Source organism: Thermosynechococcus sp. M98_K2018_005 (assembly GCF_015295825.1).
Classification (GTDB): Bacteria; Cyanobacteriota; Cyanobacteriia; order Thermosynechococcales; family Thermosynechococcaceae; genus Thermosynechococcus.
Map to the genome: position 1 here is coordinate 1 of NZ_DVEH01000022.1, position 23,157 is coordinate 23,157.

Annotated in this window: 22 protein-coding genes; 12 read left to right on the forward strand and 10 right to left on the reverse strand. The window is 54.8% G+C overall.

Translation table 11 applies throughout. The annotated features are described in order from the left end of the window. Window positions 1-158 precede the first annotated feature (158 nt). Both IGQ15_RS02905 and IGQ15_RS02910 read right to left on the reverse strand, forming a co-directional pair. The gene (locus IGQ15_RS02905) at window positions 159-635 is read right to left on the reverse strand and encodes a tetratricopeptide repeat protein (RefSeq protein ID WP_297048497.1); all 477 of its coding nucleotides are present in this window, start codon (window positions 633-635) and stop codon (window positions 159-161) included. Continuing rightward, the gene (locus IGQ15_RS02910) at window positions 571-1,047 is read right to left on the reverse strand and encodes a hypothetical protein (RefSeq protein WP_297048499.1); all 477 of its coding nucleotides are present in this window, start codon (window positions 1,045-1,047) and stop codon (window positions 571-573) included. Before IGQ15_RS02910 ends, IGQ15_RS02905 begins: the two co-directional genes overlap by 65 nt. A 25-nt stretch (window positions 1,048-1,072) precedes the next feature. On the opposite strand from IGQ15_RS02910, the gene IGQ15_RS02915 reads away from it, so the two are divergent. The 6 genes from IGQ15_RS02915 (at window position 1,073) to cysW (ending at window position 9,194) form a co-directional block, all read left to right on the forward strand. Further along, window positions 1,073-1,738, forward strand: coding sequence for an ABC transporter ATP-binding protein (locus IGQ15_RS02915; protein WP_297048501.1), 666 nt, complete (start codon window positions 1,073-1,075; stop codon window positions 1,736-1,738). Between the two features lie 223 nt (window positions 1,739-1,961). After that, on the forward strand, window positions 1,962-5,942 hold the full coding sequence (locus IGQ15_RS02920; protein WP_297048503.1) for a magnesium chelatase subunit H: 3,981 nt from the start codon (window positions 1,962-1,964) through the stop codon (window positions 5,940-5,942). 124 nt (window positions 5,943-6,066) lie between these two features. Further along, window positions 6,067-6,384 carry a hypothetical protein gene (locus tag IGQ15_RS02925; protein WP_297048505.1) on the forward strand — a complete coding sequence of 106 codons (318 nt, stop codon included), beginning with the start codon at window positions 6,067-6,069 and terminating at the stop codon, window positions 6,382-6,384. 86 nt (window positions 6,385-6,470) lie between these two features. After that, window positions 6,471-7,517 carry a sulfate ABC transporter substrate-binding protein gene (locus tag IGQ15_RS02930; protein ID WP_297048507.1) on the forward strand — a complete coding sequence of 349 codons (1,047 nt, stop codon included), beginning with the start codon at window positions 6,471-6,473 and terminating at the stop codon, window positions 7,515-7,517. Continuing rightward, on the forward strand, window positions 7,517-8,368 hold the full coding sequence (gene cysT / locus IGQ15_RS02935; RefSeq protein WP_297048508.1) for a sulfate ABC transporter permease subunit CysT: 852 nt from the start codon (window positions 7,517-7,519) through the stop codon (window positions 8,366-8,368). Before IGQ15_RS02930 ends, cysT begins: the two co-directional genes overlap by 1 nt. Beyond that, a complete protein-coding gene (gene cysW, locus IGQ15_RS02940) occupies window positions 8,355-9,194 on the forward strand; it encodes a sulfate ABC transporter permease subunit CysW (protein WP_297048510.1) in 840 nt (279 codons plus the stop codon). Before cysT ends, cysW begins: the two co-directional genes overlap by 14 nt. Here the strand turns inward: cysW and IGQ15_RS02945 are convergent. Then, window positions 9,191-10,477, reverse strand: coding sequence for a homoserine dehydrogenase (locus IGQ15_RS02945; protein WP_363315769.1), 1,287 nt, complete (start codon window positions 10,475-10,477; stop codon window positions 9,191-9,193). The two genes, cysW and IGQ15_RS02945, sit on opposite strands and share 4 nt — an antisense overlap. A gap of 45 nt (window positions 10,478-10,522) precedes the next feature. Further along, window positions 10,523-12,046 (reverse strand): bifunctional aminoglycoside phosphotransferase/ATP-binding protein, encoded by a 1,524-nt coding sequence (locus IGQ15_RS02950; RefSeq protein WP_297048512.1) that lies wholly within the window; start codon window positions 12,044-12,046, stop codon window positions 10,523-10,525. A gap of 116 nt (window positions 12,047-12,162) precedes the next feature. On the opposite strand from IGQ15_RS02950, the gene panB reads away from it, so the two are divergent. After that, window positions 12,163-12,948: a 3-methyl-2-oxobutanoate hydroxymethyltransferase gene (gene panB / locus IGQ15_RS02955; protein WP_297048513.1), complete on the forward strand. Its 786-nt coding sequence runs from the start codon at window positions 12,163-12,165 to the stop codon at window positions 12,946-12,948. Window position 12,949: 1 nt separating this feature from the next. Here panB and IGQ15_RS02960 read toward each other — a convergent pair whose 3' ends face one another. After that, the gene (locus IGQ15_RS02960) at window positions 12,950-13,891 is read right to left on the reverse strand and encodes a J domain-containing protein (RefSeq protein WP_297048515.1); all 942 of its coding nucleotides are present in this window, start codon (window positions 13,889-13,891) and stop codon (window positions 12,950-12,952) included. Between the two features lie 114 nt (window positions 13,892-14,005). Here IGQ15_RS02960 and IGQ15_RS02965 point away from each other — a divergent pair, with 114 nt between their 5' ends. Beyond that, window positions 14,006-15,106 (forward strand): histidinol-phosphate transaminase, encoded by a 1,101-nt coding sequence (locus tag IGQ15_RS02965; RefSeq protein WP_297048517.1) that lies wholly within the window; start codon window positions 14,006-14,008, stop codon window positions 15,104-15,106. Here IGQ15_RS02965 and IGQ15_RS02970 read toward each other — a convergent pair whose 3' ends face one another. After that, the gene (locus tag IGQ15_RS02970) at window positions 15,107-15,229 is read right to left on the reverse strand and encodes a pentapeptide repeat-containing protein (protein ID WP_297048519.1); all 123 of its coding nucleotides are present in this window, start codon (window positions 15,227-15,229) and stop codon (window positions 15,107-15,109) included. Between the two features lie 173 nt (window positions 15,230-15,402). Here IGQ15_RS02970 and IGQ15_RS02975 point away from each other — a divergent pair, with 173 nt between their 5' ends. From IGQ15_RS02975 to IGQ15_RS02985, 3 genes are read left to right on the forward strand one after another with little or no spacing between them, the layout of a single operon-like run. Next, window positions 15,403-16,134 (forward strand): PspA/IM30 family protein, encoded by a 732-nt coding sequence (locus IGQ15_RS02975; protein WP_297048521.1) that lies wholly within the window; start codon window positions 15,403-15,405, stop codon window positions 16,132-16,134. A 9-nt stretch (window positions 16,135-16,143) separates the two neighbouring features. Then, window positions 16,144-17,046, forward strand: a complete 903-nt coding sequence (locus IGQ15_RS02980; protein WP_297048522.1) for a CbiQ family ECF transporter T component — start codon at window positions 16,144-16,146, stop codon at window positions 17,044-17,046. Then, complete coding sequence (locus IGQ15_RS02985) at window positions 17,046-18,419, forward strand: anthranilate synthase component I (RefSeq protein WP_297048524.1); 1,374 nt, start codon at window positions 17,046-17,048, stop codon at window positions 18,417-18,419. Before IGQ15_RS02980 ends, IGQ15_RS02985 begins: the two co-directional genes overlap by 1 nt. Here the strand turns inward: IGQ15_RS02985 and IGQ15_RS02990 are convergent. From IGQ15_RS02990 to IGQ15_RS03000, 3 genes are all read right to left on the reverse strand, one after another. Beyond that, window positions 18,416-18,511 carry a hypothetical protein gene (locus tag IGQ15_RS02990; protein ID WP_297048526.1) on the reverse strand — a complete coding sequence of 32 codons (96 nt, stop codon included), beginning with the start codon at window positions 18,509-18,511 and terminating at the stop codon, window positions 18,416-18,418. The two genes, IGQ15_RS02985 and IGQ15_RS02990, sit on opposite strands and share 4 nt — an antisense overlap. Further along, on the reverse strand, window positions 18,490-18,780 hold the full coding sequence (locus IGQ15_RS02995) for a DUF3122 domain-containing protein (RefSeq protein ID WP_297048528.1): 291 nt from the start codon (window positions 18,778-18,780) through the stop codon (window positions 18,490-18,492). Before IGQ15_RS02995 ends, IGQ15_RS02990 begins: the two co-directional genes overlap by 22 nt. 99 nt (window positions 18,781-18,879) lie before the next feature. Then, window positions 18,880-19,455 (reverse strand): DUF3365 domain-containing protein, encoded by a 576-nt coding sequence (locus IGQ15_RS03000; RefSeq protein WP_297048530.1) that lies wholly within the window; start codon window positions 19,453-19,455, stop codon window positions 18,880-18,882. A gap of 181 nt (window positions 19,456-19,636) precedes the next feature. Between IGQ15_RS03000 and IGQ15_RS03005 the strand changes: the two genes are divergently transcribed. Then, on the forward strand, window positions 19,637-20,065 hold the full coding sequence (locus IGQ15_RS03005) for a single-stranded DNA-binding protein (protein ID WP_297048532.1): 429 nt from the start codon (window positions 19,637-19,639) through the stop codon (window positions 20,063-20,065). Here IGQ15_RS03005 and IGQ15_RS03010 read toward each other — a convergent pair. Next, window positions 20,062-23,142, reverse strand: a complete 3,081-nt coding sequence (locus IGQ15_RS03010; protein WP_297048534.1) for a glycoside hydrolase family 38 C-terminal domain-containing protein — start codon at window positions 23,140-23,142, stop codon at window positions 20,062-20,064. The genes IGQ15_RS03005 and IGQ15_RS03010 overlap by 4 nt on opposite strands. Window positions 23,143-23,157 lie beyond the last annotated feature (15 nt).

Genomic DNA, 23,157 nt, shown 5'->3' on the forward strand with positions numbered 1-23,157 from the left:
GCTTTGGAAGTCTTGACCCAACTCACACTTCAATACGGCAAAACTGCCCAATGGGATTGCCGCTCCGAAATTTTTGCCATTTTAGACCGAGCCAAGGGTGTAATCAGTGCTGATATAGCCGACTTGCCAATTGTAAAAGCACTGTCTCAGCGGCTACCCTAGCCCTGAGGTGCGATGCGGCGGCTGAACTGCTGAATCTCCTCGCGAATGCCTCGTGGTAATTGATTTTGTTTAGCGATGGCTTGCTGGAAGTATTGCTTTGCCTGCGATCGGTTGCCACTGGCGGCTAAAATTTGCGCTTTCAGATAGAGCAGTTCTGGATTGTTGGGGGCAAGTGCCAAGGCTTGATCAACGGCGTTTAAGGCTTGCGGCCATTGCTTGCGATCGCGATAGGCCAAAGCCAGCCCTCGATAACTCAAGTAATTGGGAGCAGCATAGGTTTGTAGGGTTTGAATGGCTCGATCCATGCTGACAAAGCCGACATTACTGGCAATGCCCCACTCCATAAAGCCACGCACAAGATTCAATTCCGGATCGCGAGGATTGATAGCTTCGGCTTGCCCCACATGATCAAGAACCCGCTGTACCCGCAACAGAGCGGCGGGGGCCCCCAGCCACAGGCCCTGATCCGGCATCGGAAATTTCATAGCCTGCCATCAGGAAATGCCCCACGGCTTGATAGAGATGTCCCCGCAGGGGATCGCGGCTCGTGAGGGCTTGGGCAGCGCGAAGGGTCTCCTGAGCATAGCGTTTGTACCCTGTCCAGTCTTCATTAAGATAGGCAATGGCGGCAGCCAACGTCAGCGCTAGGGGTTCTTGGCGATCGCGCTCTAGGGCTGCAGGCAGTAACTCCTTACCCTTGACATAGTTACCATCGCGAAAGAGGGCAACAAAGACGGCTTCCGTTTGATCTGAAATTGGTCGCGCCTGCGAGCCAGTGCGGAAAGGATCGCCAGCAAGGGCAGCGGTACTCAGTACCCAGGGGGCGATCGCTCCACTAAGATAGAGAGCAAAACGTTGCCACAGGCGCAGTTGACGTGTTTGCACGGTCGTTACCTCCGGAGTCTGCATCTTGTTTTCAGTTCACCATCTCAGCTACCACCCCGCCGCCACCCCTCAGCCCATTTTGCGGGACATTAACTTAGACTTGGGTATGGCTGAACTGGGATTAATTATCGGACCCAGTGGATCGGGCAAAACTACCCTACTAGAGATTTTAGCGGGCTTGGCCGCCCCCAGTCGGGGAATCATTCGATGGCAGGATCAGGTCCTCACACCAGATCACTTACAACAGTTGGCCGGATTGGTCTTTCAGTTCCCGGATCGCTACTTCTGTGGCAGTACCATTCTCGAAGAGCTACGCTTTGGTCACCCAGAAATTCCCTACGAAAACTTTTACCGTGCCCTTGCTGATGTGGGCCTTGATCATTTGCCTTTGCACACCCGCCCCGAATCCTTGAGTGGTGGTCAGCAGCGTCGCCTCGCTCTTGCTGTGCAACTGGTGCGCCAACCCTACCTGCTCTTGCTCGATGAACCCACCGCGGGTCTTGATTGGTCAATGCGCCGCCAATTGGTACAGGTGCTGCGCCGCCTCAAGGAACACTGGAGCCTGCTTGTGGTCACCCATGAGGCCACTGAATTGCGGGAGATTAGCGATCGCACGTGGCGATTGGAAAACGGTTGCCTGGTGCCACTAACTTCCCATCAGTCAAGTCCTGTAATAAGTTTTAATACTTAGGTAGCAAAGCTTTGCAATTTGTTACCACAGGGGCGCAAAGTCGCTCCACAGCTTGATTTTCTGCTACAACCACAAGAGGTACAGCCCTTCTTGCAAGGATGGAAGACCCACAGCACTGTGAAAACCAGTGCCGGACAGTACCTCCTTAATATGTCCTCCATCGTTAAAGGGGTGTATATCCCACTTGGGGTTTGGTCTCGATCGTTACAAGGAGTTTGAACGCATGTTCACCCACGTCAAGTCCACGATTCGGCATATCGCGCCAGCGGCGTTAAAGGGGCGATCGCTGTTGCGAGTGGTGTATGTGGTACTTGAAGCCCAATACCAGAGCGCGCTGTCGGCAGCGGTTCGCAGCATTAACGATACCCATCCACAGGTGGCCATTGAAATCAGTGGCTATCTCCTTGAGGAACTGCGCAATCCCGAAAACTATGCCGCCTTCTGTGAAGACGTGGCGCGGGCGAATGTGTTTATCGCCTCCCTCATCTTTATTGAGGACTTAGCTGATAAGGTGGTCGAGGCCGTTCAGCCCTATCGCGATCGCCTCGATGTAGCGGTTGTCTTCCCCTCCTTGCCGCAGGTGATGCGCCTCAACAAAATGGGCAGCTTTTCCTTGGCTCAAATTGGCCAATCCAAGAGCGTCATTGCTAACTTCATGAAGAAGCGCAAGGAGAAGTCAGGCGCCGGCTTCCAAGATGCCATGCTCAAACTCTTGCGAACCCTGCCCCAAGTCCTGAAGTACCTCCCCATTGACAAAGCACAGGATGCCCGCAACTTCATGCTTAGCTTCCAGTACTGGCTGGGGGGGTCGCCAGAGAATCTGCAAAACTTCCTGCTGATGCTGGCCGATCGCTACGTCTTCAAAGGTCAGCCAAACAGCAACCTCAGCTACCAAGAACCGGTCACCTACCCCGACACCGGTATTTGGCACCCCCTTGCACCGCAAATGTTTGAGGATCTCAAGGAGTACCTCAACTGGTTCAACAGTCGCCGCGATATTGGCGCTGATCTGAAGGATCCCCTTGTGCCCACCATCGGCCTGCTGTTGCAGCGTACCCACCTTGTCACGGGTGATGACGCCCACTATGTCGCCATAGTGCAAGAGTTTGAATCCCAAGGGGCGCGGGTGATTCCCGTCTTCTCGGGCGGACTAGACTTTTCAACACCACTGGAAAAATTCTTCTACGATCCTGTCAACCCTGAAAAACCCATTGTTGATACCGTTGTCTCTCTAACGGGATTTGCCCTTGTGGGGGGGCCTGCCAAGCAGGATCATCCCAAAGCTGTGGCGACACTGAAAAAACTCAACCGTCCCTACATGGTGGCCCTGCCCTTGGTGTTTCAAACCACTGAGGAATGGGAAGACAGTGATCTGGGGCTACACCCGATTCAAGTGGCACTGCAAATTGCCCTACCGGAACTGGATGGTGCCATTGAGCCAATTATTCTTTCCGGTCGCGATGGCATGACCGGTAAGGCGATCGCTCTGCAAGACCGCGTCGAAATGATTGTGCAGCGGGCACTGAAGTGGGCCAATTTGCGCCGCAAACCCAAGGTGCAAAAGAAAGTTGCTATCACCATCTTTAGCTTCCCGCCGGATAAAGGCAACGTCGGCACTGCCGCCTATTTGGATGTCTTTGGCTCCATCTACAAAGTCATGGAAGCCCTGAAAAACAATGGCTATGACGTGCAGGACATGCCGGAGAGTGCCGAAGCCCTGATGCAGGAAATTCTCCACGATGCCCGTGCCCAAGTAGGGAGTCCCGAACTTAACATTGCCTACCGCATGAGCGTGCCTGAATACGAGCGCCTCACCCCCTACGCCAAACGCCTCGAAGAAAACTGGGGCAAACCGCCGGGGCACCTCAACAGTGACGGCCAAAACCTACTCATCTACGGCAAAACCTACGGCAACGTCTTTATTGGTGTACAGCCCACCTTTGGCTACGAAGGGGATCCAATGCGGCTGCTCTTTTCTCGCTCCGCCAGTCCCCACCACGGCTTTGCTGCCTACTACACCTTCCTCAATCACATTTGGCAGGCGGATGCGGTGCTCCACTTTGGCACCCACGGTTCTCTAGAGTTTATGCCGGGTAAACAGATGGGGATGTCTGGGGATTGCTACCCCGATAATCTCATTGGCTGTATTCCCAACCTTTACTACTACGCCGCCAATAACCCCTCCGAAGCCACCATTGCCAAGCGCCGCAGCTATGCCAACACCATTAGCTACCTCACCCCGCCAGCAGAAAATGCTGGTCTCTACAAAGGGCTACGGGAACTCAGCGATCTCATTGGTTCCTACCAAACCCTGAAAGACAGTGGTCGGGGGATTCAGATTGTCAACACGATCATGGACAAGTGCCGCATGGTCAATCTCGATCAAGATGTGGCTCTCCCCGATAAGGACGCGGCGGATCTCAGTGCCGAAGAGCGCGATACCCTCGTGGGCAAGGTCTATATCAAGTTAATGGAGATTGAAAGCCGCCTCTTGCCCTGTGGCCTGCACGTGATTGGCAAACCACCAACAACGGAAGAAGCGGTGGCCACGTTGGTCAATATTGCCAGCTTGGATCGCTCTGAGGACGGCATTAAGAGCTTGCCCCGGCTCATTGCCGAGAGCCTAGGGCGGGACATTGACGAAATTTATCAAAATAGCGATCGCGGGATACTTGCAGATGTTGAACTGCTGCGCCAGATTAACGAGGCGACCCGTACTGCCGTCAGTGCCCTCGTCCAAGCCCAAGCCGATGCCGATGGTCGTGTGTCGCGGGTCTCGAAGCTGAACTTCTTTAACATGGGGCGCAAAGAGCCGTGGATTGAATCCCTCCATGGTGCAGGCTATACCCAAGTGGATGCCGCTGCCCTCAAGCCCCTCATGGAATACCTCGAATTCTGTTTACAGCAGATTGTTGCCGACAATGAACTGGGGGCACTGCTGCAAGCCCTTGAAGGCGAGTACATTCTCCCCGGCCCCGGTGGCGATCCAATTCGCAATCCTGAGGTCTTGCCAACGGGCAAAAATATCCACGCCTTGGATCCCCAAGCCATTCCCACTGCCGCTGCTGTGCAGTCTGCCAAAGTTGTGGTCGATCGCCTTTTAGCGCGGCAAAAAGCGGAAAACAACAACCAATGGCCAGAAACCATCGCCATGGTGCTCTGGGGCACAGACAATATCAAAACCTATGGTGAGTCCCTTGCCCAAGTGCTCTGGCTAGTGGGGGCACGTCCTTTACCCGATTCCTTGGGACGGGTCAACAAAGTGGAACTCATCCCCCTAGAGGAGTTGGGGCGGCCACGCATTGATGTTGTCGTCAACTGTTCGGGGGTCTTCCGCGATCTCTTTATCAACCAGATGGCACTCATTGACCGTGCCATCAAGATGGCTGCCGAAGCCGATGAACCCCTTGAGCTGAACTTTATCCGCAAGCACGCCCTGCAACAGGCCTCAGAATTGGGAATTGAGCTGCGCCAAGCAGCGACACGGGTCTTTACCAATGCCTCCGGTTCCTACGCGGCGAATGTCAACCTAGCGGTGGAAAATAGCTCTTGGGAACAGGAATCGGAACTTCAGGATATGTATCTCTCCCGTAAGTCCTTTGCCTTCTCGGCGGATTCTCCGGGAACCATGCAGCAGGCGCGGGAACTCTTTGAAACCGCCCTCAAAACGGTGGATGTGACATTCCAAAACCTCGACTCCTCAGAAATCAGCCTCACGGATGTCAGCCACTACTTTGACTCGGATCCGACCAAGCTGGTGGGGGCACTGCGCGGCGATGGCAAACAACCCAAGGCCTATATTGCCGATACCACCACAGCCCATGCCCAAGTGCGTACCCTCTCGGAAACTGTTCGCCTCGACAGCCGTACCAAGCTCCTGAATCCCAAGTGGTATGAGGGAATGCTCTCCCACGGCTACGAAGGGGTGCGCGAGATCTCAAAACGGCTCGTGAACACGATGGGCTGGTCGGCGACAGCAGGCGCTGTGGATAACTGGGTCTATGAGGAGGCGAATGCCACGTTTATTCTCGATGAGCAGATGCGGCAGCGGCTTCTGAATACCAACCCCCACTCTTTCCGCAAAATGGTCAGCACTTTCCTCGAACTCCACGGGCGTGGCTACTGGGAGACCAGTGAGGCCAATCTAGAATTGCTGCGGCAACTCTATCAAGAGGTCGAGGACAAAATTGAGGGAGTTGAGTAAGCAACGTTAATTGCACGGGGGGAAGCTCTCCCCCCTTTTTATTTGGTCGCAGATGTGATCGGAACCCTCCCTATAACTTGAGCGTCAGACCCCGCAGTACGTTTTTTCTGTGGAGGAGTTGACGATGTTGAAGACACTCCAAGTCACTAGCCTATCGTCCTTGACTGGTTTGGCTGTCCTTTCCTTTGCGGATACAGCCGCGGCTCAATTGAATGTCAACGTGAATCTTGGTGGTTCCCCTCAACCAGTGTATGTGGTGCCGAGTCCTCCCAGCCAACCCGTCTATGTGGTGCCCACCCCTCAAACACAACCAGTGTATGTGGTACAGCCAGGAGTGGTTAGTGTTCCGCCCGCCTCCTCGCGATCGCGCCATCACCGCAAAAAGCCCCATCCGCAGTATGGGATTCCCGCCAATCCTAGGGGGGTGCTGATCACGTTTTAAGGATTCCAGCCAGAATCGCCGCCCCTTCTGCTAAGATGGATTTACACATCGGTATTCCGACCGATTTATCGTAGATTGATAGCAGAATGGTCAATTGGCGGCGTTTTAGGGTTTGGTTGAGCTTGTTCCTACTAGCGGTAGGTCTCAGTGGTCTGACCGCTGCTTGTCAATTTCAGGCTACTCTGCCCGATGGTCGCCCTGCCCAAATAAATCTGACCCTCTCCTCGTTTGCAGTGACTAAAACAGCACATGAGGCTATTATGCCCCTGTTTGCCGCCCAGTGGGAGCGAGAACACCAACAAAAAGTTCGTTTTCGCACTACCTACGGACCTTCCGGTCGCCAGTCGCGAGCAGTGATTGATGGCTTAGAAGCCGATATTGTACACTTGTCCCTCGGCTTAGATATTGATCGCATGGTCAAGGCAGGGTTAATTCCTCCCGATTGGGCGAGTCAAGCCCCCCATAACAGCATTGTCACCACCTCTGTCTGTGCCCTGATTACCCGTGAGGGCAACCCGAAAAATCTGCAAACATGGCAAGACCTCACTCGTGAGGGGGTTACATTTGTTACGGCGGATCCCAAAACCTCTGGCGCGGCTCGCTGGAACTTCCTTGCGCTGTGGGGATCAATCACCCAAACAGGGGGAACGCCTGAACAAGCGCAGCAGTTTGTGACTAAGGCTTTTCGCCATGTGGCTACCCTACCTCGGGATGGCCGTGAAGCTACCGATGCTTTTCTGAAACAGGGACAAGGAGATGCCCTGATCAACTATGAAAATGAAGTGATCTTGGCACGAAAAAAGGGACACCCCCTCTCCTATAGTATTCCTCCTGTCAACATCCTGATTGAAAATCCGATCGCCCTTGTGGACAAGTATGTGGATAAACATGGCACGCGGGAGGTGGCACAGGCCTATATTGAGTTTCTCTACACCCCCCAAGCCCAAGAAATTTTTGCGCAGTATGGTTTTCGACCCGTGGATGCCGCAGTTCTTGCTGCCCATCGGCAGGAATTTCCACCCGTGCCCACCCTTTTTACCGTGGCAGATTTAGGGGGCTGGGAGAAGGTACAGGCCCAATTTTTCGCTAATGGCGCCCTGTTTGATCAAATTCAGCAGGAGAATCAAGCTTGATGACCGCTACCCACCCCATTTCCCCATCACTCTCTCCTCAGAAACAGCGCCGGCAGTTTCCTTGGGTCTGGAGAATCACGGTTTTTTACTTACTGGTGATGCTGGCTGTGCCCATTGCGGCCCTCTTGAGTCGAGCCAGTAGTGCCGGACCAGTGCATTTTTGGCAGGTGGCAACGCGGGCGATCGCCCTCTCGGCCTATGAAGTCACGTTTGTCACTGCCCTGATAGCAGCGCTGATCAATGGTGTCTTTGGTACCCTGATTGCTTGGGTGCTGGTGCGCTATTCCTTTCCGGGGAAGCGCTTCTTTGATGCTGTCGTGGATCTACCTTTTGCCCTACCGACGGCGGTGGCGGGTCTCACCCTAGCCACGGTCTATAGCGAAAATGGCTGGGTTGGTAGCCTATTGGCTCCCTTCGGAATCAGAATTGCCTTCAGCCGCTGGGGGGTGGCGGTGGCGATGCTCTTTATTTCACTGCCCTTCGTGATTCGCACGGTGCAGCCCGTTCTCACGGAAATGGAAAAGGATGTGGAGGAGGCAGCATGGTCGCTGGGTGCCACCCATGGGCAGACCTTTTGGCGAGTCATTTTGCCGCCTTTGATGCCCGCTATTCTCACAGGTGTTGCCCTAGGCTTCTCACGGGCAGTAGGGGAATTTGGCTCGATTGTGATTATTTCCTCCAACACTCCGTTTCGGGACTTGATTGCCTCGGTGCTGGTGTTTCAGAGCTTAGAGCAGTATGACTATGAGGCGGCAACCATTATTGGTACGGTGATGCTCTTGGTCTCCTTGGCGATTTTATTTCTGATTAATCTGCTGCAAGCATGGGGGCGGCGCTATGCGGAGCATTAAACCCTCGCCCACCCAAGAAAAGCCGTGGCTGCACGTCCTTTTGATTGTCATTGCCATCGCCTACTTGGCCCTTGTGCTTTTGATGCCGGCGGCCAATGTCCTTTTTCAAGCCTTTCACGAGGGAGTCATGCCCTTTGTGGAAAATTTGCTGGAGCCGGATTTTCTGCATGCAGTGTGGCTGACGTTTGCCCTTGCCTTGGTGGTGGTGCCCTTAAACACGGTCTTTGGCCTCTGTGCCGCTTGGGCGATTGCCCGCCATCGCTTTCCGGGACGCACCCTTTTGCTCAGCATTATTGACTTACCTTTCTCCATCTCCCCCGTTGTTGCTGGACTGATGCTCGTACTGGTCTATGGCCGCAATGGCTGGCTTGGGGGCTGGCTGCAAGCTTTAGATATTCGCGTTATTTTCTCTTTTCCGGGAATGGTGCTGGCAACAGCCTTTGTGAGCTTGCCCTTTGTGGCGCGAGAAGTCATCCCTGTGCTGGAAGAAATCGGCACCGAGCAGGAGGAAGCCGCCAAAACCCTAGGTGCCAATGAGTGGCAAACCTTTTGGCGAGTCACTCTGCCCAATATCCGCTGGGGGCTGCTCTATGGAGTCTTGTTGACCAACGCACGGGCAATGGGAGAGTTTGGTGCTGTGGCAGTTGTCTCTGGCAATGTGGCGGGTCTGACGCAAACCCTACCCCTCTTTGTGGAAGACGCCTACAAAAACTACAACACGGCGTCGGCCTACGCAGCAGCGGTGATCCTGGGTTTGTTAGCGCTTGTAACACTCGTGGTTAAGGAAATTTTGGAGCGGAAAACCGGCATCAAGCCCAACCCCTAGGAGGTGCCCAAGACGCGCAAAATCGAGGGCACAGCTTCAATATCGGCCATCTGCGCAATCTCGGCCATGGCTTGGCGAAACTCCCCTTCGCGCACATGGTGGGTGACAATCACAATTTCTGCCAGTTCATTATGGCTGCCAATTTGCACAAGAGATTCCAAGCTAACGTTGTGGTTGCCAAAACAGGTGCCCAGTTTCCCTAGGACGCCCGGATGATCTTGGGCATGGACACGGGCATAGAAACGACTATCCACCTCCGCCATCGGTAGCAGCGGCATAAACTGATCGTGCTGGCAGGTAAGCAAGGGATGGCTGGCACGTCCTTGGGGGAGAAGGGCGGCAATGTTGATTAAATCTGCCACGACGGCACTGGCGGTTGCCCCTGCACCGGCACCGGGACCATAGAACATCACCTGTCCCAAAGGCTCTGCCTCTAGGAGAATGGCATTAAAGACGCCATTGACGCCGGCAAGGGGGTGCTCGAGGGGCACAAGCGTCGGATGAACGCGCACTTCTAGGGGCTGACCACTCAGTTGGCGAGCGATCGCCAGCAGTTTAATGCGAAATCCTAGCTTTTCGGCATAGGCAATATCGGCTGCGGTGATGCCACTAATGCCTTCGCAATACACTTCCTCGCGGCGAATCCGTCCGCCAAAGGCAAGGCTGGCAAGAATGGCAATTTTATCCGCTGCATCCCACCCCTCAATGTCAGCACTGGGATCCGCCTCGGCATACCCTAGGCGTTGGGCATCGGCAAGGATAGGGGCAAAATCCCCTTGCTCCTGCTGCATGCGGGTCAGGATGTAGTTGGTGGTGCCGTTGAGAATGCCACTGACACTGTGGATACGATTGGCCCCTAGACTCTGTTTCAGGGCTTGAATGACGGGAATCCCACCAGCCACGGCAGCTTCGAGCATCACATAGACCCCTTGAGCATTGGCGGCATCAAAAATTTCGGCACCATGACGGGCAATGACAGCCTTGTTGGCGGTGACAATGTGCTTGCCGTGGGCAATGGCCTTGAGGATGAGCGATCGCGCCGGTTCAATGCCGCCGAGGACTTCCACCACAATGTCAATGGCTGGGTTGGTGACAATACTTTCTAAATCCGTTGTCAACAATTGCGGATCAAGGGCAACGGCGCGGGGCTTATGGATATCCCGTACCCCCACTTGGGCGATCGCCAGTTCCTTGAGCAGCGGATGGCGTCCCGCTGGATCCGCCAAAATTTGCGCCACACCGCCACCGACAGTGCCCAACCCCAGTAAACCAATGTGATACATCAGACCCGTCCTATTGCACTGTTCCTATTATCAGTCCCGCTCGTCCTAGTCACACACATGGCGAACATAGGGGTCCTCCTCAGGCAAAAAGGATTCAAAACTGGCCATTTGAGCAGCAATGAGATCGGGCGTGGCCTCGGCAATATCCCCTTGGCGCTCCCTCAGGCGACGGTGCAGTTCCTCCGGGGGCGCACTACAGAAATGAATCTCTAGGGGCACGTGTAATTTCTCTGCGAGGGCAATCACTGGTTGGCGCAGCGCCACGCGATCGTACTTCGCATCCAAAATCACCGTTTGTCCTTGACGCAGCAACAATTCCGCATAGGCCAAGAGCTGATCATAAGTTTTTTGGGTCATGGCCTCAGAGTAGAGAGCCACCTCAGGAAAATCCGTACTGGGGCGATCGAGAGGTAAGCCCGCCAAATGTTTGCGCACAGCATCGGAGCGGATTTGAATGGCCTGCTCCCCTTGAGCTAGACCCCGCCCCCGTGTACTTTTGCCTGCCCCGGAAAGGCCACACATGACATAGAGCTTGGCTTGGCGCGGTTGGGTATAGCGATAGGCAGCCTCATAGTAGGCCGCAGCCGTGGCTTGAATCTGTGCCTTTTCGGCCTCGCTAATGGCGGGATCATTGAGGGCCAAGGAGTTCACATTGCCCCGAATATAGGCCCTTACACAGAGGTACAGCGGCAAGAGCACTGCCCCCTCATAGTCACCACTCCATTCCAAGTAGGTGTTGAGGAAAAGATTGGCCAAGTCGCCACGGCCGCGAAACTCCAGATCCATCAGCAAAAAGGCGGCGTCATAAATGCCATCAATATTGCGAAATTCTTCGTTGAACTCAATGCAGTCAAAAATTTGCACCTTGCCCTTGTACAGACAAATATTATTCAGGTGCAGATCACCGTGGCACTCGCGAATTTTGCCTCCGGCTTGCCGCTGCACAAACCACTCTTGATGCCGCGTCAAAAAGTCATCAGTGAAGGTCTGAATTGCCGCGTACTGCTCTGGGGATTGACAGCGCCCGACAAACTGGGCAGCCAAGGCATGGCAATTGTTAATCACTTGGGCGATCGCCCGCGGGGAACCAAATTCACTAATGTGGGGACTGGTGGCAGCCGTGCGGTGAAAGTGAGCCAGTTCTTTACCGAGGGATTCAATTAGGTGGGGGGTGACTTGGTTGGCTGCAAAGAGGTGAGAAAACAGTTGCGACTGATCAAATTGCCGCATTTGCACGGCATAGTCAATCACCTCAGCTCCCGCAGGTAAGTCTTGGGGATCCGCCACCCAATAGCGATCGCCCACCGCTACAATGGGTACCACAGCCAAGTAGAGATCTGGCGCCAAGCGGCGATTCAGCCGTAACTCTTCCTGACAGTAAAATAGCCGCTTTTCTAGGGTTGTAAAGTTCAAAAACCCAAAATCCGCCGGCTTTTTCACCTTATAGGCATAGTCCCCCGTCAGAAACACATAGGAAATATGCGTTTGCAGCAATTGAATCGGCGTGGTGACCGCATGGGGGTAGGCAGCAGGGGTTAATAGGGCTTCGACAAAGGCAGGCAAAGACATGCGTATTGTGGCTAACATCGCGCCCCAATCATATCACTAGACTCTATGCCTGTGGCTAAATTGACGTTTTCACCGTTCCTTTAGAGGATGGGGATACGAAGCTCGTGGACATGGCTATGGTGCGTCGCCCCGTAACATTACCCCAACTCCAGCAAAAAAAACAGCAGGGAGAGCCGATTACAATGCTTACGGCTTGGGATTATCTGTGGGCGCGGCTATTGGATGCGGCGGGGGTGGATGTGATCCTTGTGGGGGATTCCCTTGGTATGGTTGCCCTTGGCTATCAAACCACGTTGCCTGTGACCCTCGACCAGATGATTCACCATGCGCAGGCGGTGCGCCGAGGGGTCAGCCACAGTTTCCTCGTGTGTGATCTGCCCTTTTTGAGCTACCAAGAAAGCCCAGAGCAGGCTCTGCGATCGGCGGGGCGTTTAATCAAAGAAGCAGACGTGCAAGCAGTGAAAATGGAAGGTGCTTCGCCCGTGGTTCAGGCAGCCACACGGCGCCTTGTTGAGGCTGGAATTCCGGTGCTGGGTCATGTAGGTCTGTTGCCCCAACAGGTGCATCAATTGGGGGGCTGGCGACAACAGGGGAATACTCCCCAAGGTGCAGACGCGATTCTAGCGGATGCCCTTGCTCTGGCCGAAGCGGGTGCCTTTGGCATCATTTTGGAGCATATTCCTGCGGATTTGGCACAGCAGATTACTGCCAAACTCAAGATTCCGACAATTGGGATTGGGGCTGGCCCCCACTGTGATGGTCAGGTGTTGGTGACGGCAGATGTTTTGGGCTTGAGTCCACAGGTGCCCCCCTTTGCTAAAGGGTATGCCGACTTGGCCACTCAGGCGATTGCTGCCTTTGAGCGCTACTGCCAAGACGTCAAATCGCGACAATTTCCCTGACTTAGACTGGCCAATGGGCACGAGGGTTAAAGGTGCGGAGCGATCGCAATTTTTCGTAAAGTTCTTTTTCTTGGGCACTCAGGGATTTGGGGGGCACAATTTGTACTTTAGCCAGGAGATCGCCAGCAACGCCGCTACTACTGCGCCACCCTTTGCCCCGTAACCGCAGAGATTGCCCCGATCGCGTGCCCGCAGGCACATTCAAAACCACATTCCCCGAGGGCGTCGGCACCGTGACTTGGGCACCCAAAGCCGCTTCATCCGGCGTGATCGGCAAATCAATCACCAGTTGATCCTCTTCAAAGCGGAAGAGGGGATGGGGCGCCACCTGTACCGTGAGATATAAATCCCCCCGCTGTTGGGTGTAGGGGTTATATTGACCTTTGCCCCGCAGCCGCAACTTCGTCCCCGGCTTAATACCAGCGGGAATCGTCACAGTCACCTGTTGATTACCAATGGTAAATGATTTCTGGCAGCCCTGAAAGGCCTCTTGGAAGCTAATTTGGACTTCCGCATCAACATTGGTGCCGCCAAATGCCGATGGATCAAACCCTGGGCTGCTCCAAGTGCGGGTACGCCCTGTGGTCGTGCCAGTGGCAAATCGCCCTAGCAATTCATTGATAAAGTCTTCAAAGTTGGCAAACTGACCAAAATCAACGTCGAAGTCACCCACATTGACATTAAAGCCCCCCGCCCCCGCTGCACTGGCCTGTTGCCAATACTGACCAAATTGATCGTATTTGCGTCGTTTTTGCGGATCCGAGAGCACTTCGTGGGCTTCGTTAATTTCCTTGAAACGAGCTTCTGCCTCTTTGTCCCCCGGATTTAAGTCGGGGTGATACTTGCGAGCAAGGCGGCGAAAGGCTTGCCGAATTTCGGCATCCGTGGCATTTTTGCTGACCCCGAGGATTTCGTAGTAATCTTTGAAGTCGGTACGCGCCATAGGAACATTCGCCTCTACGTAATCAAAAGATGAAGATTGAGTGTCAGGGCTGGCAGCAAATTAGGGCAAAAAGCTCAGTGCTATTATAGTTGAATCCCTTTATACTGTCTTGGCATGGCGACGTTTCTTCGTCCAGAACTGAGCAACTTCCGCGCCTACTCCACCCCCACGAGCGACTCCCTACCGCTAGAACTGGATTACCTCGATACCAATGAGTTTCCGTGGGATTTGCCCACGGCCCTTAAGGAGGCGTTAGCTCAACAGTACGTCAGCACCCTCGCCAGTCATCGCTATCCCGACAGTCATCATTGGCCGCTGCGGCAGGCGATCGCCCGCTATGTCAGTGAACACAGCCCAACTGAAGTCTCCCCACACCAAATTGCCGTTGGCAACGGCTCCGATGAGCTCATTCGCTCGATTTTACTGGCCACTGCGATCGGGGGCTACAGTTCTATCCTAGTGGCAGAGCCGACATTTTCCATATACGGGATCCTCGCCCAAACCCTAGGGATTCCCGTCCAGCGATCGCCCCGCGATCCTGACACCTTTGCCGTGCAAATTGCTGAAGCCAATACCCTCATTGCCCAAGCGGATCCCCCCGTGCGCGTTCTCTTTATGCTGCAACCCAATTCTCCGACGGGGAATCCCCTAACCACAGCGGAGGTGGACTGGCTACGGCAGCTTCCTGAGGACATTTTAGTGGTGATTGATGAGGCCTATTTTGAATTTTCGGGCAAGACACTGGTGGGAGACTTGGCAGCCCATCCCAACTGGTTGATTCTGCGTACGTTTTCCAAGGCCTTTCGACTCGCCGCCCATCGGGTGGGCTACGCCATTGGCAATGCAGAGGTGATTGCGGTTTTAGAAAAGGTTCGTCTGCCCTATAACCTGCCTACGTTTTCTCAAGTGGCGGCGCAAGTTGCCCTTGACCATCGGATGGCCTTGCTGGCAGAGATTCCGACGGTGCTGGCGGAGCGGGAGCGCCTTTATGAACGGCTTCAGGCGTGCCCCCAACTGCGGGTATGGCCCAGTGTGGCCAATTTTCTCTTTTTCCGTCTGCAGGAACCGCAACACACCCAGCCCCTGTGTGATGCCTTGAGGAGTCAGGGTACCCTTGTGCGGGCGATCGCTGGCGGAATTCGGGTCACAATTGGCACAGCAGCGGAGACGGAGCGCTTTTGGCAACGGCTGCAAGCTTTTTTGAACCAGCTTTAGCTAATCGGACAAGCGGCCATTGGGCAGGACTGTGCCCCGCAGGTTAGCGTGACTCAGGTTGGCTTGGCGCAATTGCACCTCCCTCAGTTCGGCGTTGATCAGCTTAACTTCAATGTTTATCAAAGGCGTCTGAAGGTCGCCCCGAAGAAGCAGACATCACTAAAGTAGGACCCGCATTCTAATGACTTTACTATAGGTTAAGCCTACAGCAGCGACCGTTTTTTGGACTCGTGGCCAAACAGCTTGGATAAAGTGGCATACTGCTATAGATAAGGAACCAATAGGGAGATAACGCTGTGGGACTGTTTGATCGCGTCAGCCGTGTGGCTCGCAGTTGGCTCAATGCACTGGTGGGTGCTGCCGAAGATCCCGAAAAAATCCTCGAGCAGACCATAATTGAAATGCAGGACAATCTAGTCACCCTGCGGCAAGCCGTTGCCCAAGCGATCGCCTCCCAAAAGCGGTTAGAGCAACAGTTCAACCAAAATCAACAGCAGGCGGCTGAGTGGGAGCGCCGTGCCAAAATTGCCCTGCAACATGGGGATGATGAATTAGCTCGCGAGGCTTTGGGTCGCAAACAAACGGCGATGAATGCAGCCATGGCTCTTAAAGGGCAACTGGAGCAGTCCGTGACCCAAGTGGAAGCTCTCAAAAAACAAATGCAGCAGCTTGAAAGCAAGATTGCTGAGGCGAGAACCCGTAAAGAAATGCTGGTGGCACGGGCACGGGCAGCAAAAGCTTCAGAGCAACTGCAGCAAACCTTTAGCAGCATCAACACTAATGCCCCAATGGCCGCCTTTGAGCGCATGGAGGAACGGGTTCAGGAAATGGAGGCTCGCTCTCAAGCCGTGGCTGAACTTAGTAGCGATACCCTCGAAGCCAAGTTTGCCGCCCTCGAAGCGGGCAGTGTGGAGGACGATTTAGCACGGCTAAAGGCAGAATTGGCCAATCCGCAACTGTCACCCAGCAGCACCCCTGCCTACGATCCAGAGTTGGAAGCTCTGCGGCGGGAACTGGAGAAGAACTAGTTATTTTCCATGGATCTGTTGCGATCTCTGCCTTTGGGGCTATACCTTGAACAACCTGTTACTTGGCTACACCGCCTTGATCCACGGGTTAAGTTGGCGTGGTTGATGACGTTTCTCTTGGCACCCATTTTGGCGGATGTCACTTGGCGGTTGGGGTTAGTGGTCAGTTTAATTCTCCTGACCCTCCTAGGGGGAATTCCGGCGCGGGTGTGGCGACGGCAACTGCTGTGGCTCCTCTTGGTGGGTAGTTTAATTCTGGTGATCACGGCTTTGATGCCCGATGGGATGGCTGTCACCTATCAACCCCGTCGCCCTTTAGCCGCCACAGTTCCGCCTACGAGTTACAGTTATCTCCTGTGGCAGTTTCATACCCACGTGGGTCAGTTTCCCATTCATCTGCAAGTTTCCCAGCGATCGCTGGATTTGGGGTTACGACTGAGTACCCTGCTGTTTACGCTCCTTTATAGTACGCATCTGTTTTTGCTCACCACTGCCCCTGAGGAAGTCACCGCTGGCTTGGAAAATCTGATGCAGCCCCTGAAACGCTTTAAGCTGCCGGTGGCCGAAATTGCCCTGACCTTGACGCTGTCGCTGCGGTTTATTCCCTTGGTCTTGGAAGAGGTGCAAAACCTGAGCCGCTCCGTGCGGACGCGTGCCATCAATTGGCGATTGGTGGGCATTAAAGGCAGTATCAAGCTGTGGCTCACCTTAGCGGTACGGCTGTTGGACAATTTACTCCTGCGGGCAGAACAGGTGGCCTGTGCCATGCAGGTGCGGGGCTTCCAAGAAGCGGGAACCTACGATAATCCTTGGCACCATCTGCGATTGCAGCGGCGAGATTGGCTGGCTCTGGGGGGCATGGGGTTATTTTGGCTGGTTCGTTTGGGTTGGTTGGGAGTGACACACCATTGATGTTCCCCTGTCAGCCGTGGCTATGGTGCTGTTTGCCGCTGCGGGGTCGCACGGGTCGCGCCGTTTTTCAGCAGTTATTTTTGGCGGAGCCGATTGCCGTCCTCCTCGAAAGTCCAGCCCAAGCCCCCACTCCCCAAGCTCGCTACTCCATTTGTGCGGGTTCCCCCCGGGGCGATCGCCAATGGCCACTCTCCTTGGGTCAAGTCCTGCCGACGCTACAAAGGTTTCCCCAATGTGCAGCAGTTCCCGAAGCAGTGCGCCATCTGCCCTTTACGGGTGGCTGGTTGGGATGGCTGGGGTATGAGTTGGCGTGGGAAATTGAGGTCCTCCCCCCTCTAAAACCTGATCCTCTCCCTTTTCCAGTGGCCTTTTGGTATGAACCCGCAGCCTTTGCCGTTTTGGATCACCAGGAAGATTTGCTCTACTTGGCGGCTTCGACCCCTAGCCAACTGGCAGCGCTGCAAGAAGCGCTTGAGGAAACGCCCCCGGAGGAATCTCTCTGGGTGCCCGATCGCCCCGGCAGCATTGAACTAGCCGCTGGCTGGCAACCCGATACCTACCAGGCAGCAGTGCAGCAGATTCTCCGCCATATTCGCGCCGGGGATATTTTTCAGGCCAATCTGTCGGCACGCTTTTGCCATTACGGGCACGTTGATCCTTGGCAACAATACCTGCGGCTTCAGCAGATTAACCCCTCTCCCTTTGCCAGTTTTTGGCAGACCCCTTGGGGCTACATTGTCAGTTGCTCACCGGAACGCTTAGTGCAAGTTCAGGGAGATAGGGTGCAAACGCGACCCATTGCCGGTACCCGTCCGCGCGGCCAAACGCCAGCGGGCGATCGCGCCCAGGCCGAGGAACTCCTTAGGAATACCAAGGAACAGGCAGAACACATTATGCTCGTGGATTTAGAGCGCAATGACTTGGGGCGAGTGTGCCAGTGGGGCAGTGTGGTGGTGGATGAACTCCTCACACTGGAGTACTACAGCCATGTGATTCACTTGGTAAGCAATGTTCGCGGCAAATTGCAGCGGGGGCTGTCCCCTGTCGATGTGATCCGTGCCCTCTTTCCCGGTGGCACGATTACCGGCTGTCCCAAAGTGCGCTGCATGGAGATTTTGGCAGCTCTTGAACCCTTTCCCCGCAATTTGTTCTACGGTTCCTGTGGCTATTGGGATCAGCGGGGGCATCTAGATTTGAATATCCTCATTCGCACCCTTTTGGTGGCGGGCGATCGCCAGACGACTTGGGGGCAAGTGGGGGCTGGTATTGTGGCCGACAGTGATCCACAGCGGGAATGGCAAGAATCCCTGAGCAAAGCCCAAGCCCTGCTCCTTGCCCTCGGAACACCCACGCCCATCAGCAGCCGTTCCTAGACTCCCTCGATCAGAGCCTGCCACTCGATCGCCACAGCGGCAGGCACAGCAATCTCAATCCCCTGCTCCGCTAGGGGCGAACGCAGTACCAAAGGTTCACTCTTGGGCAATTGCGAGGCGAGGGGCCACCGGTCAAACTTCTCACATTGGCAACAGTGTCTGCCTTGGGAAAGTCATCCACGGCTGTGAGGGTTTGACCGCTCGACGTGATCAGCACCAAGGGATCGGGAGGGCGAAAGTGGTACTGCTCGGGCAACCCCACCAAGCGTAACTGGTCACGACCGGAAAAAAGAATCACCTGCCACGTGAAGCCACGATTATCGCCCAACGGATGCCGCAACTGCCCTGGGAGCCTCTTCAAGTGGGAATCATGGCAGGACTACTGGGAGATACCGCCAGCCATAGGGGAATGACGAACAGGAAGTCACAAACGCTGTCAACGTTTTATTGAAGTTCCTCCCTAGGGTGAGGTTTGGAGTGCCTGTTGAATTTGCGGAATGGTCACAGCGTACATGCCCCGCAGATCGCCAACGCGAAAGTCATAGGCGCGATCGCTGGGATATTTTTCTTGAATAAAGGCAGGCCGCCGCTTTTTAGCCCCGTGACAGGCAAGGCAACTGGCTTGAACATCAATGCGACGGAAGTAGTGCACCCCTTCCGCATCCGTTTGCCAAAAGGCTTGGAGTTGACGATTGTTATCAAAGCGATTAAGGGCTTGCACTTCGAGGGCTGTGCGCGGGGCATGGTTGGGGTTGCGGTACTTGAGGGCCACCTGACGCACTTGCCAGCCGTTGGCGGCAGCAATTTCCTTTGCTTTCTGGCCCACGGGAGCACAGACCGCTTTAAAGGTGTCAAGGGTGGGTTCGGTGGTACTGCCCTCTAGGGTAGAGGCAAGGCCAATGCGCATTTGATCCAATTGTTCAATGGCGGTTACGGCCTTCCCCAGTTCATCGGGAGTCACACTGGCCAAGGTGGCCGAGGAACTCTGCAGCCACAGGGACACCATCAATAGCCCCATGAGAAAGATGCGCACCATAGAAATTGCTCCTTCTATTAAATGTTTGTCTATTGTTTGTCTATTAAACTTTCATGGTTGGTTGCTGCTCCGGGAACACGGTGGGTTGCAGGGGGGGCACAAGGGAATTGATCCTGTGGGCTTGTCGCGGCAGCCGTTAGGACTATACTAGAAACACCATGGCCTGTTGGAAGTTTATTGGATGAATAGTTGCGTCCTCTTTGCAGAAGTCATTCAAGCGCCAGAACTGCGCTACACCCAGGAAAATCAGATGGCGGTGGCCACGATGGTGGTGCAGTTTGCCAGCCTTCGCAGTGAAGAGCCACCCATGAGTCTGCGAACAGTGGCTTGGGGCAAGTTGGGAGAAAAAATGGAGGCAGAATGCAGAGTGGGCGATCGTCTGATCCTTGAAGGTCGGCTAAAAATGGACACCATTGACCGCCCTGAGGGTTTTAAAGAAAAACGTGCTGAGTTGGTGTTGAGCCGCTTCTACACCGTTGAGGGGAATATTGTGGATCACCCTGCGACAACTGCAACGGCTACCGCCGCAGTCACGGCAACTGTTACACCGAAGGTGGCACCGCCCCTCCCCGAAGTCGAAGAGATTAATTTGGATGAAGTGCCCTTCTAGGGATACAGCCGAAATGTTTGAATTTGCCATGGGCTGAGGATCGCTGAGTCTGCGTCCCCTGCCGGTGTTTCTAGAAGTGTTTGCTGCACCTTGATCTGCCATGGGATTAGGGTTGAGTGCAGTTCCAAGGTGCCCCCTTCGCCAGCCACTTCTGCTACTCGCAATTGCCACCCCTGTCCATCCTCCGATGGTTTGAGGGCAAGACATTGAATGCGGGCATCGGACCAGTGGAGAAGCTGAGCCTGGGGCGGTAATGTCTTCGATAAGTTGGCGGGGGCAAACAACTTCGCTGCCCCTTGAGGGATCATGACCCTGAGGGGAAGATTAAACTGAGCCGCCTGCTGCGGGACACCAGCCACTTGCCACGAGCCACTGTGGGGAAACACACCATAGCTAAAGCGGTGGTGACGGCGGTCGCTATTTGGATCCGGCCAGGTGGGCGATCGCAAGAGGGTCAATCGCAGTTGATTGGCTTGGGCATCAAGACCATGCTTGCAGTCGCTAAAAAGACTCACCCCGTACTCTGGCGTACTCAAATCCACCCACGTGAGAAAGGGCACCTCCCATTTTGTTTGCTCATGGGCGCTGAGGTGGGGATTGGGGAGGGTGGGTCGCACTGTGACACCACCGGGAGTTTCGCAGGTGATCTGCTCAGCACGGATTGCCAAGGGAAAGGCCGCCTTGAGGAGAATATGTTCCTCCTGCCAGTCAATCACCGTATCAATGCGCAGCCACGGGGTTTGATACTGCAACACATACTCCTGCTGAATCTGCGAGGACTGAAAGCGCCACCTCACCCGTAGTCGCTGCTCCAGTTGATGCCACGTCACCCATTCAATGGCCTCTAGGGTTGCCCCCGGCAATCGGAGCTGCCCATAGTTGGGGTCAATGTTCCAAGCATCCCAGTATTGCCCCTGATCTTGGAAAAACTGCAGTTGATTGCCGCGATCGCCCAAGCAGGGACGATGATTCAACTTGTCATACAGATTGGTGATTTCCCCCGTTGCCGGATCAATTTCAACGTGGAGATAGTTATTTTCCAAGACATAGCCCAAGGGCGGGGTCGGCAACGTGTCAGGGCGCGATCGCGGGCAGAGCCACAGGAGCGCGTAGCCAATTCCCGGCACCTCAGGGGTACGAAACGTCAGACAACCTCGGGGAGCATTCAACTGCGCTGGTAAATCGTAGTCGCCCCGTGGACAATAAACCCGCCAAGAGGGGATCTCCTGCGGTAGCTGTGCCAAATCAATGTGCACAACCCCGGCGCGATCGCCCACTCCACTATTGAAAATGACCACAGGAATGGCCCCTGCCACGGGGGGATCGCCGTAGTCTATAGACGCACACAGAGCCGTTTGCGCCGTACCCAGTAACGTTTCTGTTGTTGTCAGGAGTTGCTGCCATGTTGGGTTCACCTCGGCATAAACCTCTGGAATCGAGGAGCCGGGAAGAATATCGTGAAACTGGTTAAAAAGAAATTGTTGCCAACAAGCTTTAAGTTCTTCTCTGGGGTAGGAAAAAGAAGTTGTGATTGCCGCGAGGGCACACCAGCGTTCCGCTTCCTGTAGTTGGCGTTGGGCGCGATCGTGGGCAGCTTTTTGATCGCCATGACTGGTGTAGCAACCGCGATGGAACTCTAAATAGAGTTCCCCTTGCCACTGGGTAATCGGCGGTGTTTCTTGGGCAAGTTGATCCAAATACTGCTGCAGGGTTGTCCATTGCCACTGCGGCCCAATGCCACCGAGGTGTTGCCAGCGTCGCACCCGTTCTAACATGTCTGCTGTTGGTCCACCGCCATGATCACCGACACCGGGAAGCCATAGACTGCGCTGCGATCCCGTTTGTTGCCACCACTCTTGGGCATAGGCAGCCATTTTCACTGGATCAATCCCCTCGCCAATGGGGGCTGACATCAGGGCATTCACCTCCGCCCCCGCCACATCCCGCCAGACAAACCAACTGTGGGGAAAGCGGGTGGTGTCATTCCAGCGCAATTTTTGGGTGACAAAGTAGCGAATGCCCCCCTGAGCCAAGAAACTGGGGAGCCGTTCTGGAAAGCCAAAGGTATCGGGCAACCAAGCAATCGGGCTAATGTCGCCAAAGGCCTGCTGCACGTACTGCTGACCATAGAGAATCTGACGGGCAATCGACTCAGCATGAATGAGATTGAGTTCCGGTTCTACCCACAGACCTGCCGCCACATCCCACCAACCCGCTGCCACGGCTTCCTGAATCCGTCCAAACAGTTCTGGGGCATGGGTCTGCAAATAGGCATAGAGGGCGGGGGTAGAGTGGGTAAAGGTGAGTTCGGGATAGCGTTCCTTAAGCTGTAATACAGATCTAAAAGTGGACTGTGCCACTTGCCACGTTTCAGTGATCGGCCAGAGCCACGCCAAGTCCAAATGGGCATGGCCACACAGGTGCATTGTGAAATCCTGCAAAGGGGTCGCGATCGCCTGCATGCTGTCATGAATCTGCGCCAGCAACGCATCTAAGATGGAGCGCTGCCCTTGACTCTCTAAGATGTCCTTCAGTAGGGGTTCAAGGGGTTGTGGGTTGAGGGTTTCACCAAAGATCGCCAAAATGTCCAACTCAGTGGCAATAAAGTCCGGATCCACTCCCGCTGGCGATTCAAACCGCAGGCGTGATCTCATCAACGCACCGTCATCGTGGCCGGGACTCACGAGATGCAACACCACCTCCCACGTTTGGCCGGGGGTTACCGCCTCCCCTAGGTACAGACTCACCGAATGATCAAATAAATCCCCCTGATGCACCGCTTGGCCATTGACATACACCGTGGCCTGATCCGCCCACCACGTGAGATCAAGGCGTAGAGTTAAACCCACCACCCCATAGCCTTGAACCGTCGCGGGTACCGTGATTCGCTGCCCCAACCAAAGGGAGTGCCGACCCTTGGGCCACGCCAGATGACCTTTAGCATTTACTGCATAGGGGGCCGTCCCTGCGTCTTTGAGCGAGGGGGAACTGAGGGGAAGCCACTGGGAATGAATCTCAATGACTGCCAATGAATGCAAATAGTCACGAGATTTTTTGACTAATTCTGTCAAGAGCATAAAACTTCGTTAATT